15 protein-coding genes, 1 other RNA gene and 2 pseudogenes are annotated in these 17,083 nt (G+C 65.2%); 10 read left to right on the plus strand and 8 right to left on the minus strand.

Annotated features, from left to right (window positions below; genetic code table 11):
* The first annotated feature begins 51 nt into the window (after positions 1 to 51).
* Complete coding sequence (gene glnE, locus ACZZ0O_RS08925; RefSeq protein ID WP_463590574.1) at positions 52 to 2,877, plus strand: bifunctional [glutamate--ammonia ligase]-adenylyl-L-tyrosine phosphorylase/[glutamate--ammonia-ligase] adenylyltransferase; 2,826 nt, start codon at positions 52 to 54, stop codon at positions 2,875 to 2,877.
* Positions 2,878 to 3,063: 186 nt separating this feature from the next.
* On the opposite strand, the gene ACZZ0O_RS08930 is transcribed toward glnE, so the two are convergent.
* The gene (locus ACZZ0O_RS08930; RefSeq protein ID WP_463590575.1) at positions 3,064 to 3,564 is read right to left on the minus strand and encodes a cyclophilin-like fold protein; all 501 of its coding nucleotides are present in this window, start codon (positions 3,562 to 3,564) and stop codon (positions 3,064 to 3,066) included.
* An 18-nt stretch (positions 3,565 to 3,582) separates the two neighbouring features.
* Positions 3,583 to 4,548: an alpha/beta hydrolase gene (locus ACZZ0O_RS08935; protein ID WP_463590576.1), complete on the minus strand. Its 966-nt coding sequence runs from the start codon at positions 4,546 to 4,548 to the stop codon at positions 3,583 to 3,585.
* 82 nt (positions 4,549 to 4,630) lie between these two features.
* Between ACZZ0O_RS08935 and ACZZ0O_RS08940 the strand changes: the two genes are divergently transcribed.
* Positions 4,631 to 4,909 carry a hypothetical protein gene (locus tag ACZZ0O_RS08940; RefSeq protein ID WP_463590577.1) on the plus strand — a complete coding sequence of 93 codons (279 nt, stop codon included), beginning with the start codon at positions 4,631 to 4,633 and terminating at the stop codon, positions 4,907 to 4,909.
* A gap of 220 nt (positions 4,910 to 5,129) precedes the next feature.
* Here ACZZ0O_RS08940 and ACZZ0O_RS08945 read toward each other — a convergent pair.
* The 4 genes and pseudogenes from ACZZ0O_RS08945 to ACZZ0O_RS08960 all read right to left on the minus strand — a co-directional run bounded on the left by ACZZ0O_RS08945 (position 5,130) and on the right by ACZZ0O_RS08960 (position 8,592).
* Positions 5,130 to 5,688 (minus strand): annotated as a pseudogene (locus ACZZ0O_RS08945) (VUT family protein).
* Positions 5,689 to 6,232: 544 nt separating this feature from the next.
* Complete coding sequence (locus ACZZ0O_RS08950; protein WP_463590578.1) at positions 6,233 to 6,736, minus strand: hypothetical protein; 504 nt, start codon at positions 6,734 to 6,736, stop codon at positions 6,233 to 6,235.
* Positions 6,733 to 7,596, minus strand: a complete 864-nt coding sequence (locus ACZZ0O_RS08955) for a DUF2145 domain-containing protein (protein WP_463590579.1) — start codon at positions 7,594 to 7,596, stop codon at positions 6,733 to 6,735. Before ACZZ0O_RS08955 ends, ACZZ0O_RS08950 begins: the two co-directional genes overlap by 4 nt.
* Before the next feature lie 48 nt (positions 7,597 to 7,644).
* Positions 7,645 to 8,592: a mitochondrial fission ELM1 family protein gene (locus ACZZ0O_RS08960; RefSeq protein WP_463590580.1), complete on the minus strand. Its 948-nt coding sequence runs from the start codon at positions 8,590 to 8,592 to the stop codon at positions 7,645 to 7,647.
* Positions 8,593 to 8,726: 134 nt separating this feature from the next.
* Here ACZZ0O_RS08960 and ACZZ0O_RS08965 point away from each other — a divergent pair, with 134 nt between their 5' ends.
* The 3 genes from ACZZ0O_RS08965 (at position 8,727) to ACZZ0O_RS08975 (ending at position 10,537) form a co-directional block, all read left to right on the plus strand.
* Positions 8,727 to 9,317: a malonic semialdehyde reductase gene (locus ACZZ0O_RS08965; RefSeq protein WP_039424579.1), complete on the plus strand. Its 591-nt coding sequence runs from the start codon at positions 8,727 to 8,729 to the stop codon at positions 9,315 to 9,317.
* A 300-nt stretch (positions 9,318 to 9,617) separates the two neighbouring features.
* A non-coding RNA gene (locus tag ACZZ0O_RS08970) (sX9 sRNA) lies at positions 9,618 to 9,695 on the plus strand.
* A gap of 125 nt (positions 9,696 to 9,820) precedes the next feature.
* Positions 9,821 to 10,537, plus strand: a complete 717-nt coding sequence (locus tag ACZZ0O_RS08975) for a YceI family protein (protein WP_082473606.1) — start codon at positions 9,821 to 9,823, stop codon at positions 10,535 to 10,537.
* Positions 10,538 to 10,959: 422 nt separating this feature from the next.
* Here the strand turns inward: ACZZ0O_RS08975 and ACZZ0O_RS08980 are convergent, their stop codons facing one another.
* Both ACZZ0O_RS08980 and ACZZ0O_RS08985 read right to left on the minus strand, forming a co-directional pair.
* Positions 10,960 to 11,748, minus strand: coding sequence for a siderophore-interacting protein (locus tag ACZZ0O_RS08980; RefSeq protein ID WP_463590581.1), 789 nt, complete (start codon positions 11,746 to 11,748; stop codon positions 10,960 to 10,962).
* Positions 11,749 to 12,445: 697 nt separating this feature from the next.
* Positions 12,446 to 12,988, minus strand: coding sequence for a PadR family transcriptional regulator (locus ACZZ0O_RS08985; protein WP_463590582.1), 543 nt, complete (start codon positions 12,986 to 12,988; stop codon positions 12,446 to 12,448).
* 188 nt (positions 12,989 to 13,176) lie between these two features.
* On the opposite strand from ACZZ0O_RS08985, the gene mdcA reads away from it, so the two are divergent.
* The 5 genes and pseudogenes from mdcA (at position 13,177) to mdcE (ending at position 17,081) form a co-directional block, all read left to right on the plus strand.
* Positions 13,177 to 14,823: a malonate decarboxylase subunit alpha gene (gene mdcA, locus ACZZ0O_RS08990; RefSeq protein WP_115512692.1), complete on the plus strand. Its 1,647-nt coding sequence runs from the start codon at positions 13,177 to 13,179 to the stop codon at positions 14,821 to 14,823.
* Between the two features lie 9 nt (positions 14,824 to 14,832).
* The gene (mdcC, locus tag ACZZ0O_RS08995; protein WP_463590583.1) at positions 14,833 to 15,150 is read left to right on the plus strand and encodes a malonate decarboxylase acyl carrier protein; all 318 of its coding nucleotides are present in this window, start codon (positions 14,833 to 14,835) and stop codon (positions 15,148 to 15,150) included.
* A gap of 119 nt (positions 15,151 to 15,269) precedes the next feature.
* Positions 15,270 to 15,347, plus strand: a pseudogene (locus ACZZ0O_RS09000) (malonate decarboxylase acyl carrier protein); the annotation flags it as partial.
* A gap of 136 nt (positions 15,348 to 15,483) precedes the next feature.
* Positions 15,484 to 16,386, plus strand: coding sequence for a biotin-independent malonate decarboxylase subunit beta (locus ACZZ0O_RS09005; RefSeq protein WP_463592424.1), 903 nt, complete (start codon positions 15,484 to 15,486; stop codon positions 16,384 to 16,386).
* Positions 16,377 to 17,081: a biotin-independent malonate decarboxylase subunit gamma gene (mdcE, locus tag ACZZ0O_RS09010; protein ID WP_463590584.1), complete on the plus strand. Its 705-nt coding sequence runs from the start codon at positions 16,377 to 16,379 to the stop codon at positions 17,079 to 17,081. The genes ACZZ0O_RS09005 and mdcE overlap by 10 nt, the downstream gene beginning before the upstream one ends.
* Positions 17,082 to 17,083 lie beyond the last annotated feature (2 nt).

The following is a 17,083-nucleotide window of genomic DNA, read 5'->3' on the forward strand; positions in this document are numbered from 1 at the left end:
GATGGCGCGCGCGCACATGCCACCACCGTGCAGGGATGCCAGAATCGACGTATGTCGCTGCCCATCACATCTGCTTCTCCTGCGCTCACCGCTCTGATCGAGCGCGCCGTGGCGCGCGTCCGCCAGGCTGTCCCTGCCGAGCAGCCGTGGCCTGGCGGCGATTTTGCGCAAGCGCTCGAACAGGTCGCGCTTGTCAGCGACTTCGCGCTGGAAACCCTGGCGCGCCAGCCGGCACTGCTGCTGCACCTGGCCCAGGCCGATCCGCTACCGCTGCCGGTGCCAACGCTCGACCCGGCGCAGCCACAGGCCTGGGCGGCGCAGTTACGGCGCTACCGCGCTGCTGAATCCACCCGCCTGGTGTGGCGCGACGTGCTGGGCCTGGACAGCGTGGACGCCACGCTTGCCGGTGCGACCCGGTTGGCAGAAGCCTGCCTGCAATGTGCGCTGCAGGCGCTGGAGCAGCAGTTCGACAGCCGCCATGGACAGGTGATTGCCGAAGACGGCAGCGTGCAGCAGCTGGTGGTCTTCGGGCTGGGCAAACTCGGTGGTGGCGAGCTGAATTTTTCTTCGGATGTGGATCTGGTCTACGCCTACCCGCAGGGCGGGCAGTCCACCGGCACGCGCCCGTTGGCGGCCGAAGAATACTTCGCGCGATTGGGCCAGCAACTGGCCAAGTTGCTCGACGAAACCACCGCCGATGGGTTCAGCCACCGCGTGGACCTGCGCCTGCGCCCGTTCGGCACCGCTGGCCGCGTGGCGTTGTCGTTCACCGGCATGGACCAGTATTTCCAGCGCGAAGGCCGCGATTGGGAACGCTATGCCTGGCTCAAGGCACGCGCGGTGGCTGGCGACATCGCTGCCGGAGAGGCCTGGCTGGAAACGCTGCGGCCGTTTGTCTACCGGCGCTATCTGGATTTCACCGCACTGGATGGCTTGCGCGAAATGAAAGCCGCCATCACTGCCGAAGTGGCGCGGCACGACCGGCTGGACGACATCAAGCGCGGACCCGGCGGTATTCGCGAGATTGAATTTCTTGCGCAGTCGCTGCAGCTTATCCGCGCCGGACGCGAGCCCGCGTTGCGCGAGCGGCGGCTGTTGCCTGCATTGCAGGCGCTGGTTGCAGCAGGCCAGATCGAAGCGGACAACGGTGCGGCCTTGACCGAGGCGTATCGCTTTTTGCGCCGTCTGGAAAACCGCCTGCAGATGTTGCGCGATGCGCAGACCCACGCGTTGCCGCAGGCGCCGCTGGACCGCGAGCGGATCGCATTGGGCCTGGGCCATGCGGACTGGCCGGCGCTGCTGGACGCGCTGGCCCCGCATCGCAGCCGGGTGGCGGCGGAGTTTGCCGAGTTACTGGCGCCGCGCGTGCGCGCCACTGCGCCGGATGCGCTGGCCGATTACTGGCGCGCATTGCCCGAGGGCGATGCGGCGCCGCTGCTGGGCATCGGCTTGCACGATCCCGCCAACGCGCATCAGGTGTTGAGCGATTTTGCGCAGTCGTCCGGCGTGCATGCACTGTCCGATAGCGCGCGGGTACGGCTCGATCGCGTCATGCCGGCATTGCTGCACGCGGCCACGCGCGCCAGCCAGCCCGATGCCGCCGTGCGGCGCATGCTGGGCCTATTGCAGGCCACCTTGCGCCGCACCAGCTATCTGGCGTTGCTGGACGAACAACCCAATGCGCTGGCACGCCTGGTCGATGTGCTCTCGCGTAGCGCGTTGCTGGCCGAGCGCCTGGCGGCGTATCCGCTGCTGCTGGACGAGTTGCTCGACACCCGCATCAGCGGTCCCTTGCCCGATCGCGCGGCCCTGCATGCGGCATGTGCCGACACGCTACAGATCGACGATACCGAAGCGGCCTTGCGCGAACTCAACGAGCGCCGGTTGGCGCTGAGCTTTCGCATCGCGCTGGCCACGCTCGATGGCCGCCAACTTGCGGTGGACAGCACCCGGCAACTGGCCTGGCTTGCCGAAGCGGTAGTGCAGACCGTCCTGCAGCTGGCACGGGTCGAACTGGTCGCCGCGCATGGCCAGGTGCCCGGCGGCACGTTCGCCATCATCGGCTACGGCAGCCTGGGCGGGCTGGAACTGGGCTTCGGCTCGGATTTGGATCTGGTGTTTCTCTACGACCATCCGCGTGCGGTGGAAAGCTCCGACGGCAAGCGGCCGCTGGAAGCCGGGCGCTGGTTCGCACGGTTTGCGCAGAAGGTGATGGCGTTGCTCGCTGCCGAAACCGGCGCGGGCCGGCTCTACGACATCGACGTGCGGCTGCGTCCGGACGGCGGCAAGGGCGCGCTGGTGTCGTCGCTGGCCAGCTACCGCGAGTATCAGCGCGAACGCGCCTGGACCTGGGAGCATCAGGCGCTGGTGCGCGCACGCGCGGTCGCAGGCGACGCCGCGCTGTGCGAGGCCTTTGCACAGGTACGCCGCGAGACGCTGGCGCGCGTGCGCGACACTGCGCTGCTGCACGAAGACGTGCGCAAGATGCGCGCGCGCATGCGCGCCGAACTCGATCGCAGCGATGCCGGCCGGCTGGATCTCAAGCAAGGCGCCGGCGGCCTGGTCGATCTGGAATTCCTGTTGCAGGCCGGTGTGCTCGGCCAGGCGGCGCAGTATCCGCCGTTGCTGCAGGTCTGCGACACGCCCGCACTGATCGATGCACTGGTGCAGGCGCAGTGGTTGCCCGGCACTGCCGCGCAAGCGCTGCACGACGCACATGCCACGCTGGTGGATGCCGGGCTGGCCTGCACGCTGGACCGGCGCCCGCGCCTGATCACGCCAACTGCCGCCATCCAGCAGGCCACCGGCAGCATCTTTGCGATTGCGCAGGCGCAAGGCCTGGCGTTCCCGCGTGGCAGGGACGCACCGCGTGGGTGAGGCACTACGCGGTGGTGTGCAGGTGATTCACAGTGCCACCTGCGTGCTGCCGCTGGCGCAAGACGCCAGGCGCTGGAGTGGCTCAGCAGGAAATTGAGGCCCGCGTCGGCAAGCGGGTCTGGCAAGGCCTGCAGCAGCGGCAGCACGCCATGTGCGGCGCACTGATGCGTGTTGTGATCGCCCGCCTCAGTGCGGCGGCGGTGCCGCAGCCGCGGGCACCGCACGTGCGATGGTCGCGGTGAAGCTGGCCGAGCGTGTCAGCGCTTGCGGGTTGGACACGATCCGCCCCAGCCGCACCAGATCGCGCGATGGCGTGTAGCCGCTGTAGAACACCGCCAGGTTGCCCCATGGCACGTAATACATCAGGTCGCCTACCTGTGCCGGGCCGGCAGGGCCAACCGCGCTCAGGTCGAGCTTGGACGGCAGGTAGCTGATCTTTTCGCTGCCATGGAAGTCTTCGAACGGCACGGTCATCGGTAACCGCGCGAGCAGGTCGCGCGTGGCCGAGTGATCGACCAGCTCCGCTTCGACGACGTCATCGCCGATGGTGAGGGTGATACGCATCGTGCGCTCCGGTTTATGTGGGGTGGCCGCTGCTGGCGGCGTTGCAGCCGAGCAGGCGGTGACCAGGAAGACGCACCCCAGGAACAGGGTGCGCACGCAGGCGCTGGGGCGAAGGATCGGCATCGGCGCTGTCCTCGTGGATTACTGCAAGTGCTTGCGGAAGAACGCGGTGAGCGTGTCGAACGGAATCAGATCCACGCGATCGTACAAGTCCACGTGTCCTGCGTCCGGCACGATCACCAATCGCTTGGGCTGGCCAGCCAGACGGTACGCCTCTTCGCTGAACTCGCGCGAATGCGCCTTCTCGCCGGTAATGAACAGCATCGGCCGCGGCGAGATGGTCTCGATGTCGTTGAACGGATAGAAGTTCATGAACTTGACGTTGCTGGTCGGCGTCGGCCGTGTGGTGTGCTCGGGCGACTGGCCCTTGGGCGTGTACTGTCCGCGCGGTGTCCGATAGAAATCGTAGAACTCGCGTTCGATCGGGTTGGACTCCGGCGTCAGCGCCAGGACCGTGCCGCCGGTGTATTCCACCGGCCCGCCGCTGAATTCAACCGAGCGCTCTTTGGCGGCCGCGGCGATGATCTGCTTGCGCTGCGCCAGGCTGAGCCCATGACGCAGGCCGTTGCGGTTGGCCGCGCCCATGTCGTACATGCTCACCGTGGCGATCGCGTGCATGCGGGGGTCGATCTTGGCCGCGCTGATCACAAAGCTGCCACTGCCGCAGATACCCAGCGCACCGATCTGCTCGCGATCGACAAACGTCTGCGTTTCCAAGAAATCCACTGCCGCACTGAAGTCTTCGGCATAGATGTCCGGCGACACCGCGTTGCGCGGTTGCCCTTCGCTTTCGCCCCAGAACGACAGGTCCAGGGACAGCGTCACAAAGCCCTGTTCGGCAAGTTTGGTGGCATAGAGATTGGCGCTCTGTTCCTTGGTCGCGCCCATGGGATGCCCCACCACAATGGCCGGATGCCGCTTGCCGGTGTCCAGACCCTTGGGGACGAACAGGTTGCCGGCCACGGTCATCTGGTACTGATTCTTGAAGGTGACCTTTTGCATGGTCACCGTCTCGCTGGTGTAGAAATTATCGGCATCGTTGGACATGTCTGCTCCTAGCGTTGGGAATGAAACAAGCAAGAGCACCAGAAGGAAGATGCGCAGTTGCATGGTGTGGCTCTCATGAAAGGTGCACGCCGCCCGCAGCTATGTGCTGCTGTGGTTGCGTTTGCCGGTGGATGAAGGGATGACGTGTGCGGCCAACGGGCGACGCCGTGCGGGCAGTGGCATGGCTGCAGCAATGCCCTTTGCGATGTCGCCGATGACCGCGCTGCATCACCGTGTGCGAGCGCTACGCCGCGATGCATGCAGCCTCACGCCGCTGGTGTGTGTACTGCAATTTTTGCGTGCCTACCTGCTGCAGCAGGTGGGCGTTGCTGCCGCCGTGGTGCGTCTTGCGGTGACCTAATGTAGGTCAAGCGATGCGCCAGAGCATTGCCGCCACGTGCATGCCTTCATGTGGCCGTTTCATGAGTGCTGCGATGTGGCGTGCGCATGGCAACGTGGGTCGCCTTCTGCCATGCACGCGGTGTGTGCTGACACATGCGCAGACTGGGTGTCTGTGGCGGTGGCGAATCGTTTTCAGCGCGGGTGCGTATGCGCGCAAGGTGCGAGAGCGCAACCGTAATTCAGCTATTCGCCCGAGGCGCACTGCGCCAGAGCAACGCGCGGAACGGCCCGAGCAAGAACACGCCCATGCCCAGCTTCACCGCCAGATCGCCCGCGGCCCAGCTCACCCACGGCAGCGATGCACCGGCAAAGGCGATGCTCCAGAAGAGTGCGGTATCCAGCGTGGCGCTGCAGGTGGTGGCCACGATCGGCGCGCGCCACCAGCTGCCGTTGCGCAGCCGGTCGAACACGGTGATATCCAGCAACTGCGCCGCGATAAAGGCCGTGCACGAGGCCGCCGCAATGCGCGGCGTCGCCAGCCAGATCGACAACAGCACCGCCAGCGCGAACCCGCACCAGGCCACCGTGCGCGCCGCGCGTGGGCCAAAGCGGCGATTGATCAGATTGCTGACCAAAAACGCCAATGGGTACGAGAACGCACCCCAGGTCAGCCAGTCGTTGATCGGGTACTGCACCAGGATGTTAGACAGCAGCACCACTGCGCCCACTGGCCACTACCGCCCACGCCAATGCGCGGGCAGTGAGCGGGGTGTACGGCGTCGGCGAGGTGCTGGACATGGCAGTGCGGCAGTGACAGAGCAACGCGGATTATCCGCGCGTTGACGCAGGCGGACCAGTGCGCAGAGCCGCATGTAGAATCCACGGCGGCGGCTGCAGATTGAAATGGCGTGTTGATGAGTGGATGGCAGCCAGCACGTTTGAGTGACGCCGTATGAATCGCTTGCGTTCGCGCGACCGCGATGCCTGATCGATTCACCGTGCCGCAGCACTGTCGTTTGACCGCATGCGGCGCGCCACCAGTGCCAGCAGTGCCCGCACGCACACGCCACCGAGACATCGCAAATCGGCGTAAACACCGTTGCTACCTGCCGCGCGATTGAAGCGCTGGCAACTGCGCACGTGCCAGGCATCGTGCGCTACGGGTCTGCAACTGCGCACGCCGTACGCATCGGTGACCATCAACACGTCTTCGCGCAGGTAGTTCGGCAGACGGTGGAAGATGTGTCTGCGCGCGCCGCGCGCCGCGCCGTATCCGCAGACGGGAGGCGTCAGTAACGCCCCATCCTGGCCGACGTCAGCGTCTGCAAGCAGCTTGCCGGCATCACCAGGTCTTGCTGCTGTTCTGCGCAGCGGATTCTGCGGTCGGCACGAACGCCAGCGCCTGGCCTTGTGGCGACTGCACCGTCCAGCCGGCGCCGGCCGGGCTCGGCTGGAAGGTCACCGTCTCGCCAACGCGAAAGCCCGCAGCCGGGTCGTCCTCGCGCGCCGGCCAGCGCAGCAGGGCGGTGTTGTCCGCTTTTTCTGGATCCTGCAACTGCACCTCGCAGCCGCCGTCGGTGGTTTTCTCCACCGACTTGACCCGCATCGGCGGCAACGGCCCTGCGGAGGCCTTGTTCGATGCGTGATCGAGTGCTTCCGAGCCTGCCATCGCACTATGGCCCAGCGCCAACGACACGAAATACGGTGCGGAGATCACCAGAATCGCCGACATCGCAGAGGCATCGCCGCGGGTGATCGTGGTCAAGCCTGCGTTGGCCGGCATCGGCTGACCGAACGAGACGGCGAGCAACAGCCCGAGGAAGGTAAATCGAGAAGGGATGTTCATGGAGACGCTCCGTGCGTGGCGACACGATGTGGAATGGACTGGTCCTGCTGCAGCACCTGTTGTTGCTGCAGGAAATCGAACACCGACTCGACCGTGATCACCGAATAATTGCCGGAGATGCGTTCGCTGGCAGGATGGTCGGTCACCGCGGCATTGGCGACAAAAAAACGTGCGCCAATGCGCTTGCTCAGATCGAGATGCAAGCGGGTGGGTTGGTAACCGTTGTGCTTGAGCCAGGCTTGCGCGCTGCGTCGATCGCTCACCGGCGCAGGTGTCGCATCTGCTGCCGTGGTTGCCGCCATTGCCGCCGCCAGCACCTCGAGCACCCATTGGTTGGAGTTCTGATAATCGGTGGAGAACGGGTAGGCAATTATGCTGTAGCGCGGCTCGTGCAGTACATGCGCCAGCGTGGCCGGATCCTGCAGCAAGGTGCGTAGCTGCCGCTGCAGTGCCGGTGCGAGCACGCCGACGCGCAGATCTGCACTGAGGGCAGTTTCGCCGATGAAGTTGCTCAGACCTTCGTGATACAGCGCGGAGTTGTCCGACTTGCAGTGATTGAGCAGGTGCTTCACCCGCCATGTGCCGTCGTCCTCGCGGAGTGCGAAGGCCAGATGGCTGTGTTTCAACCCATAACGGCTCAGATCCTGGCCGCCGCGTGCCAGCACAACCACCTGCGCACCATCCACTGCGTCCAGCGTCTGCTGGGTGGATCTGGCCATGTCGAACATCGCCGCCAGCGTGGCGGGGGTTGGATAGTGCGGGGTGCAGACCGGCGCGGCAATGGCGGGCAGTGCGCACGTCAAGGCGATGAGCAACGACGCCGTTGCAAGCCACCTGCGCTGCTTGTGTTCGAGTTGCATGGGGTCGATCGTCCGTGTGGTTGCCCCGTGACAGCCAAGGCTGCACCATCATACGTGCAGGCGCTCGCGCACCAGCGCGGCGATGCGCTGGGTTTCGCGCAGCGGTTGAAGGTGCGACGGCGTTGCGAAGACATCCGTTGCATCGCATAAACGGCCATGCGACTGCAGTGCCCGCACGTACGTGGCAACCCGGCCTTGTGCCTGTTCGGCAAACGCCGCCATCACCGGTGCCCGCGTGGCGCAGGCTTCGGAGAGCAGGTTGACCGAGTCGGCGCTGGCCACGATCGCATCGGCCCAGCCCAGCAGGCCGGCGTACGGGTTGGGGCCGTCGCGGTCGTCGCACCACAGCAGATGCGGTAAGCCGCTGCAGATCGCACGCAACGGAGCGAGCGCCTCCGGTGGGGTGCGTCGTGAGACGGTGACCAGCAGGCTGCCGCCGGCCGCGCGCAGTTGCTCGCGCAGCGGCGTGCACAGCGCGGTAAGCTCCTGCGTTGTCCATGGCACCTGCGCGGTGGGTCCGCCGACCAGCAGCGCCATCCGCGGGCCGGGTAGGCGGCCCAGTGCCGGGAACGCGGCGCGCCCGGCCGCCAGCCAGGCATCGTCCACCGGATGCAGGCTGCCGAGCAGGGTGAGCACGTTACTGCCGCGCAGCGCGTCGTGCTCGGGCACGATCAGCAGATCCCAGTGACGGGCATCCAGGCGCGGGTCCAGGATCTGCACGCTACGGCTGCCGCGCGCGCGCAGCAGCCGGGTAGCCAGCGCTGCCTGGCGGCCGCAGCCGATCGCCAGGGCAGGGGGCTGCTGCAGTTGCTGGGCAAACGCTGCGCCAAATGCGCGTTGTGCGCCGGGTAGCAGACGCGGCGCCGCCCAGCGCCAGGGCGGCTGCGTGTGCAGATGGATCGGCTGGAAGGCCTCAGGTTGCAGTGCCCGCGCCAGCGCTTCGGCCTGGCGCGCATTGCCGGCGCGGCCGTCGCTCAGCGCCCAGGTCACCGCCATCGTTTCAGATCCGACATAGATTTGTTTCAGATTGAACGCGTGTGGCGGCAATCGCGCCACTCTACACTGCGGGTCTTCACACTGGTGCCGACGCCGCAGCTTACCGTCGCGCCACCCCTTCTTCTGGAGTGCTCATGTCCGACTCGCTCAACGCCGCCGCACTGGATCAGCTGTTCCGTACCGCCCGCACGCAAAATGCGTTTGCCGACACGCCGGTCAGCCAGGACGTGCTGCGTGAGCTCTATGAGCTGGTGAAGTGGGGACCCACCGCTGCCAATAGCTCGCCGGCGCGCTTTGTGTTCGTGACCAGCGCCGAGGGTAAGGCCAAGCTCAAGCCGGCGCTGTCCGAAGGCAATGCCGCCAAGACGCTGGCCGCGCCGGTCACGGTGATCGTGGCGCACGACGAAGACTTCCACGAAAAGCTGCCGTACCTGTTCCCGCATGCCGACGCCAAGAGCTGGTTCGACGGCCCGCGCGAAGGCCGCACCGAATCGGCGTTCCGCAACGGCTCGCTGCAGGGCGCCTATCTGATTCTGGCTGCGCGCGCGCTGGGCCTGGATGCCGGCCCGATGTCGGGCTTCGACAACGCTAAGGTGGATGCGGCGTTCTTCGCCGGCACGCCGATCAAGTCCAACTTCCTGATCAATCTTGGCTACGGCGACCCGGCCGGGTTGTTCCCGCGTTCGCCGCGCCTGAGCTTCGATGAAGCTGCGCGCTTCGAGTGATGGTCTGCATCACTGAGTAGCGCCGTGTACGCATGCGTTGTGACATCGACGCTGCGGCGTGTCTGACGGCATCATCGCCCGTCGTCATGTGTGCTACCCGGTGCCGATCGCTATTTGTTTTTGCCGCATTGCTGTGTGTCGTCGATGAAGCGATTGCGCTCACCCTCAAGTGAGCGCGGCCGATGCTCGGAAACGGTGGATGCCACATGTCCACTGCGCTTTCGAGCCTGCGGTTCTTGGAGTCGTCAACAAAACCGCTGCGCTCACCGCCAGACGGGCGCGGCAGGTGCTCGGTGCGGGATGTGCCACTCGGTACACTCCGGTTCCGAGTACGCCGTCCACACCCAACGGACGACTGCTCGCTACGGTGTGTTGGCCGCTCTTCGTCGCCTGACCACTGCGTGCAAGATATGGTTGCCGCTTACAGTTTCCTGCAGTCCTCGTCCGTCTGCATCTGTCCCATCCGCGTTGATCCAACGCGTCTCTCATCACATGGAGTTCCAATGAAAACCACCCACAAACTGCTGCTGCCGCTCGCCCTGACCCTGGCCATCGCCGCCTGCTCCAAGCCGGCCGACAATGCCGCCGCACCGGCCGCCGAAACCCCCGCCGCCACCGCGCCGGCCGATGCCGCTGCCGCCACTCCGGCTCCGGCTGCCTCGACCGCTCCTGCGGTGGAAGTGGCCTCGGGTACCTACACCCTGGACCCGAGCCACACCGACGTGCTGGCGCAGTGGAGCCACTTCGGCTTCTCCAACCCGAGCGCGCATTTCGGCAATGTCGACGGCACCCTGGTGTACGACGCGGCCGACGTGACCAAATCCACCGTGCAGGTGACCCTGCCGCTGTCCGGCTTGAACAGCTTCACCGCCAAGTTCGACGAGCACCTGAAGAGCGGTGACTTCTTCGACGCGGCCAAGTTCCCGACCGCCACCTTCAAGAGCACCAAGGTCGAATCGGCCGGCGCCAACAAGCTGACCGTCACCGGCGACCTGACCATCAAGGATCAGACCAAGCCGGTCGTGCTGGACGTCACCCTCAACGGTGCCGGCGAGCACCCGATGAAGAAGGTGGCGGCTGCCGGTTTCGACGCCACCACCACGATCAAGCGCAGCGACTTCGGCGTGGGCCAGTACGCCCCGAACGTCAGCGACGAGGTCAAGATCCGCATCACCACCGAAGCCCTGCAGGCCAAGGCCGGCGACGCTGCTGCGAAGTAATTCGCGCAGTGCGGTAAATACAGACCGGTGTGAGCGATCACACCGATCTGTGGAATGCAAAAGCCCGCCAATTGGCGGGCTTTTGTTTGTGCGGCTGAAGCTCGTTGCCGTTAAAAGCTGCACCCGTAGGAACGGCCCCGGCCGCGAACGCGTTTCCGATAGGCCTGCGGGCGATGCACCGCCAGGTCGATAAGGCTTCATCGCACAAGCGCGCATTCTTGCAAACGTGACGCAACGTCGTGATCGCCAAATGCCACGCACCGGGAACGACAACCCGTAGGAGCGGCCCCGGCCGCGAACGCACTACCGATAGGCCGCCCTGCGAAGCGCAACCAAATCAGTAAACCTTCATCGCACTAGCGCATTCGCATGAGGGTGATCCAGGTTCGCGATACCCAGATAGATCGCACTCACGACATGCCTCACTCCCCGGCCGGATCCGCCTTCCAGTACCCCTTCGCGCGGATCCACTCCTTGTCCACGCCCATGTGCTCTTCCACAAACTTACGCATGGCCCGCGCGCGCATCGATTCGGCGCCGATCCAGTAAAACGTGTCGCCGTCGTGCGGCTCGTAATCGCGCAGGCTGTCTTCCAGCAAGGTGCTGCTGGCCGCATCGAAGCCGTTGCGCTCCAGCCAGTACACAGCGACATCGGCGGCGCTGATCAGCTCCTGTCGCTCATCTGCATCGGCCACTTCGATAAAGACCTCTGCCTGCATGTCGGCCGGCATCGACTCCAGCCAGCGACTGATCGCGGGCAGCGCGGTTTCATCGCCGATCAGCACGTAATGGTCGAAGTCGTCTGCCACCAGAAACGAGCCGCGTGGGCCGCCGATCTTCAGCGCATCGCCGGGCTGCGCCTGTGCGGCCCAACTGGATGCCACGCCGTCACCATGCAGCACGAAATCGATACTCAGCTCGCCGTTCTGCGGATCGAACGCACGCGGGGTGTAATCGCGGCCGGGCGAGGGCAGTGCGCCTTCGGCGTAGCGCGGTCCTTCCGGGGTCATGGTCGGCAGCACGAAGGCGCCGTCGGCATTGGGGAAAAACAGTTTGACGTGGTCGTCCGGCGCTTCGCTTTGAAAGCCGGCCAGTTCGCTGCCGCCAAAAACAATGCGGCGCATCTGCGGAGTGATCGACTCGCAACGGACCACTTCCACTGAGCGCAGGCGCGAGTCGCGGCGAAGTTGGGTATTGGTGTGTGCAGCCATGGGGATGCGATTCCTGATGGTGTCGCGCACAGAGGCGCGGCGTGGGGGTGGTAACAGGTACGGCGGTGACACGATGGATAGTTAGGAGTGGCTAACAAGACGACTGCGCTTAGGGCCAGGCGTGCACCGCAGGTACTCGGTGCGGTATGCAGTCCTCGTAGGCTCTGGGTCTGGGTGCGCTGTCCATACCCAGTTGACGATTGGTTGCTGGTTTTTACGGCTCTAAAACTTGTTGATTGCCAAGACACCGCTTTTTTTCTTCCTGCTTTGAGGTGATTTTTCGTGCAGGTGGAGCAAGTGACGCGTAGTGGTGGGTGGAGGAGATTGAGCGACATGTTGTGTGGTTGGAATGTTCGTGAGGCTTCGCGCCGTACCCTCACCCCAACCCCTCTCCCGAGGGGAGAGGGGATTTAGCAAAGCTCGCAAAACCAGGCGACGGAACGAACACCCAACGGAACTTCCGATCAACAGAGCAGCCAATCAACTCAACAGAACGTCCGATCAACTCAACAGCCAATCAACTCAACAGAACGACCTATCAACAGAACCGACCAGCAGACTCGCTGTCGCAACATCGCAACATCGCAACATCGCAACATCGCAACATCGCAACATCGCAACATCGCAACATCGCAACATCGCAACATCGCAACATCGCACCAACGGCTATCGGCTATCGTCGACGCTGCAACACCCCTCAGTGCTCGTCCTGCTCCATGCCGTCGGCGGCGGCGTTGAGCAGTGCGGCAATCCGTTCGATGTCTGCTTCGCTCCACTGCCCGTGGCGTGCAAACAGGCCGTGCTTGATGCGGTGGATTGCCTCGCGGATGGGGGGCGGTGTCTGCGCCTTGATCAGCTCGCGTGCGCGGCGATGGGTGCGCGCCAGTGCGGCATCCAGGGCGTCGCGTTGATCGGCGGCGTAGCTGCGGCCGGCGTCGGTGATCCGATACTGCTTGCGGCCCTGTTCCAGATCGGTCTGCACCCAGCCATCGGTTTCCAGCTGCGCCAGCGCCGGGTAGATCGCGCCGGCGCTGGGCGTGTACAGGCCTTTGAACAGCGCGGTGATCTGCCGCATCAACTCGTAACCGTGGCGTGGATGCTGTTCGATCAAGGCCAGCAGCAGCAGGCGCAGATCGCCATGCCCTAGCGGCCGGATGCGCGCACTGCCGCGCCCGGAGACGTTGCCGTCGGCGGCATCCAGATCGGCCAAGACCGCATGGTGGCGGGCTTTTGGCTTCATTCGATATATCGAAGCATGCAGAAACGATATATCGAAGTGTGGTCGGCCGCAAGCACTTAGCTGTCGCATTGCTGACCGTTCGTCGTCTCCTCATCCACCGATGCTGCAACGCGTCTAGACAGCACCTCTTTTCATAATTACGATGTAATTACTTCGACATTACGGGCTCGGCCCGGTGAGGCAATGCGATGAGTCGACAGTGGGACACCCAGGCCGAAGGCCGGCGCAGGCGCTTGCAGCGTGCCGCCGCGCTGGCGCCGCAGGGCCGCGTGGTGGCCGCCAACGATGTGGTGGCGCTGCTGGAGGCGGTGATCGAGCCCGGCGACCGCGTGTGCCTGGAGGGCAACAACCAGAAGCAGGCCGATTTCCTGGCGCGCTGCCTCACCGAGGTGGACCCCGCGCGCGTGCACGACCTGCACATGGTGCAGTCGGTGCTGTCGCTGGCCTCGCACCTGGATGTGTTCGAGCGCGGCATCGCCAAACGTCTGGATTTTTCGTTCTCCGGCCCGCAGGCCGCGCGTCTGGCTGGATTGGTGAGCGAAGGCCGCATCGAGATCGGCGCCATCCACACCTATCTGGAATTGTTCGGCCGCTATTTCATCGACCTCACCCCGCGCATCGCGTTGATCACCGCGCAGGCCGCTGACCGCCACGGCAATCTCTACACCGGACCCAACACCGAAGATACGCCGGTGATTGTGGAGGCCACCGCGTTCAAGGGCGGCATCGTGATCGCGCAGGTCAACGAAATCCTCGACACCTTGCCGCGCGTGGATATTCCGGCCGATTGGGTCGACTTCGTCACCGAAGCACCCAAGCCCAACTACATCGAACCCTTATTTACCCGCGACCCGGCGTTGATCTCCGAGATCCAGGTGCTGATGGCGATGATGGCGATCAAGGGCATCTACGCCGAGTACGGTGTGGACCGGCTCAATCACGGTATCGGCTTCGACACCGCCGCTATCGAATTGCTGTTGCCCACCTACGCCGAATCGCTGGGCTTGAAAGGCAAGATCTGCCGGCATTGGGCGCTGAATCCGCATCCGGCGCTGATCCCGGCGATCGAATCGGGCTTTGTGCAGTCGGTGCATTCGTTCGGCTCCGAGCTGGGCATGGAAAACTATATCGCCGCGCGCCCTGATGTGTTCTTTACCGGCGCTGACGGCAGCATGCGGTCCAACCGCGCGCTCTCGCAGACCGCCGGTTTATACGCCTGCGACATGTTCATCGGCTCCACCCTGCAGATTGATCTGCAGGGCAATAGCTCCACTGCCACGCGCGACCGCATCGCCGGGTTTGGTGGCGCGCCCAACATGGGCTCGGATGCGCGCGGCCGTCGCCATGCCAGCGCTGCCTGGCTCAAGGCCGGGCGCGAGGCCGCACGACCGGGCGAGATGCCGCGCGGTCGCAAGCTGGTGGTGCAGATGGTGGAAACCTTCCGCGAGCACATGGCGCCGGCGTTCGTCGACAAGCTTGATGCCTGGGAGCTGGCCGAGCGCGCCAACATGCCGCTGCCGCCAGTGATGATTTACGGCGATGACGTCAGCCATGTGCTGACCGAAGAAGGCATCGCCAATTTGTTGTTGTGCCGCACGCCGGAAGAGCGCGAGCAGGCGATTCGTGGCGTGTCCGGTTACACCGCCGTGGGTCTCGGACGTGACAAACGCATGGTGGAAAACCTGCGCGATCGCGGCGTGATCAAGCGGCCGGAAGATCTGGGCATCCGTCCGCGCGATGCCACGCGCGATCTGCTCGCCGCGCGCACGGTCAAGGATCTGGTGCGCTGGTCCGGTGGGTTGTACGACCCGCCGAAACGTTTCCGCAATTGGTAAGGGCTCAGCATGGAAACCCTGCGATATCGCTTTGACGGCCAGCACGGTGCGCGCACCGGTCTGGAGCATGCGCTGGTCGGCGTGGTCGCCTCCGGCAACCTGGAAGTGCTGGTCGAGCGCGTGCCGCTCGGCGGCGCGATGGAAATCGAGATCCTCACCGCGGCCCGCGGCTTCGGCACGATCTGGCAGGCGGTGCTAGGCGACTTCGCCGCGCGCCACCCGCTGCGCGATGTGCGCATCAGCATCAACGATGTTGGCGCAACGCCGGCAGTGGTGAGTCTGCGTCTGGAACAGGCGGTCGATGTCCTGCAAGGAGATGTGGCATGAGCTGCCATGTCAGAGACACAGACATCTCCGTAGGAGCGCACCCGGGCGCGACGGGCGTTCCCGGTAACGCCGCGGTCGCGCCCAGGTGCGCTCCTACAGCACACATTCGGAGGCGCGTAGATGTTGGCGCAACGCCGGCATTGGTGAGTCTGCGTCTGGAACAGGCGATCGATGTTCTGCAAGGAGATGCGGCATGAGCTGCCATATCAGAGACACAGGTACGTCCGTAGGAGCGCACCCGGGCGCGACGGGCTTGCCCGATAACGCCGCAGTCGCGCCCAGGTGCGCTCCTACAAATGCAATCTGGAGGCGCGTATGAGCACCACCATTCCCATGGCCGAGCGCAGCTATTACGAAGCCGATGCCCGCGAGCGTATCGACGGGCTGCTGGACGCCGGCAGCTTTCGCGAATTCGTCGGCCCGCGTCGCCGCCTGGTCAGCCCGCATCTGGCGCAGCTCGACGTGCCGGGCGCCTTCGACGACGGCATCGTTGTCGGCGAGGGCAGCTTGCGTGGCCGCAGCGTGTTGATCGCCGGTCAGCAGGGCGCCTTTATGGGCGGCGGCGTGGGTGAGGTGCACGGCGCCAAGCTCACCGGCTTGCTCGAGCGCGCGGCAGCCACGCATCCGGCGGCAGTGCTGTTATTGCTCGACACCGGCGGCGTGCGCTTGCACGAAGCCAATGCCGGCCTGATCGCCATTTCCGAAGTCATGCGTGCCACGCTGGATACGCGCGCGGCCGGCGTGCCGGTACTGGCGTTGATCGGTAGCGGTAATGGCGCATTCGGCGGTATGGGCATTGTGGCGCGCTGCTGCAGCGCCGTGATCATGTCCGAAGAAGGCCGCTTGTCGTTGTCCGGCCCGGACGTGATCGAAACCGTGCGCGGGGTGGAAGAGTTCGACGCCCGCGACCGCGCCCTGGTCTGGCGCGTGACCGGTGGCAAACACCGCTATCTGCTGGGCGACGCGCAGACCTTGGTGGCCGACCGCATCGCGGCGTTTGCCGATGCAGCGGCCAGCACGCTAGACGCACTTGTCGAACCCGAAGGCGATGCTGCCTTGCGGGCCTTGGAGCGCGCGCATCATCAACTGTCTGCGCGCATCGATGCTTATGGCGATTGCCGCGACGGCCTGGACATCTGGGCGCGTCAAGGCATCGCCGATCCGCAGCGGCTCCCGCTGCTGGACACCGACGCCTTCCTCGCGGCCACTGCAGATCGGAGCACGCCATGGAACTGAGCCAATTGCTCGACCAGCTGTTTCCGCTCGGCCACGCCATCGCGCGCAATGACGATGTGCTCACCGGCAGTGCGACCACCGCAGTGGGCGAGGTCACGGTGATCGGCACCGCCAACAAGCTTGAAGTGGGCGTGGACCACGCGTTGGCGCTGGCCGCCACCGTGCTGGCCAGCACCCGCGCGCATCCGCAGCGGCCGATCGTGATGCTGGCCGACACCGCCGGGCAACGTCTGGCACGTCGCGATGAATTGCTCGGCATCAATGGCTACTTCGCGCATCTGGCGCGTGCGCTGGATCTGGCACGCAGGCGCGGCGCGCGACTGGTCACGCTGGTGTATGGCGAAGCGGTGAGCGGCGGATTTCTGTCGTTCGGTTTGATGGCCGACCGCATCCATGCGTTGCCGGATGCGCAGGTGCGCGTGATGGATCTGCGTGCCATGGCTCGTGTCACCAAGCAATCGGTGGATACCTTGCAGGCGCTCAGCAAAAGTTCGCCAGTGTTCGCGCCGGGCGTGGAGAACTATGTGCGCATGGGCGCGGTGGAATCGCTGTGGGACGGCGATCTGGCGCAGGCGCTGCTCGATGCATTGGCTGCGCCCGTCGATGGCGATCAGCGTCGCGCACTGGGCGCGCAACGCGGCGGCCGCACGCTGGCGCGCGAGGTTGCCGCCGCCGTGGCAGCGGGCGAGGCCTGAGG

Source organism: Xanthomonas sp. AC360, from assembly GCF_979258225.1.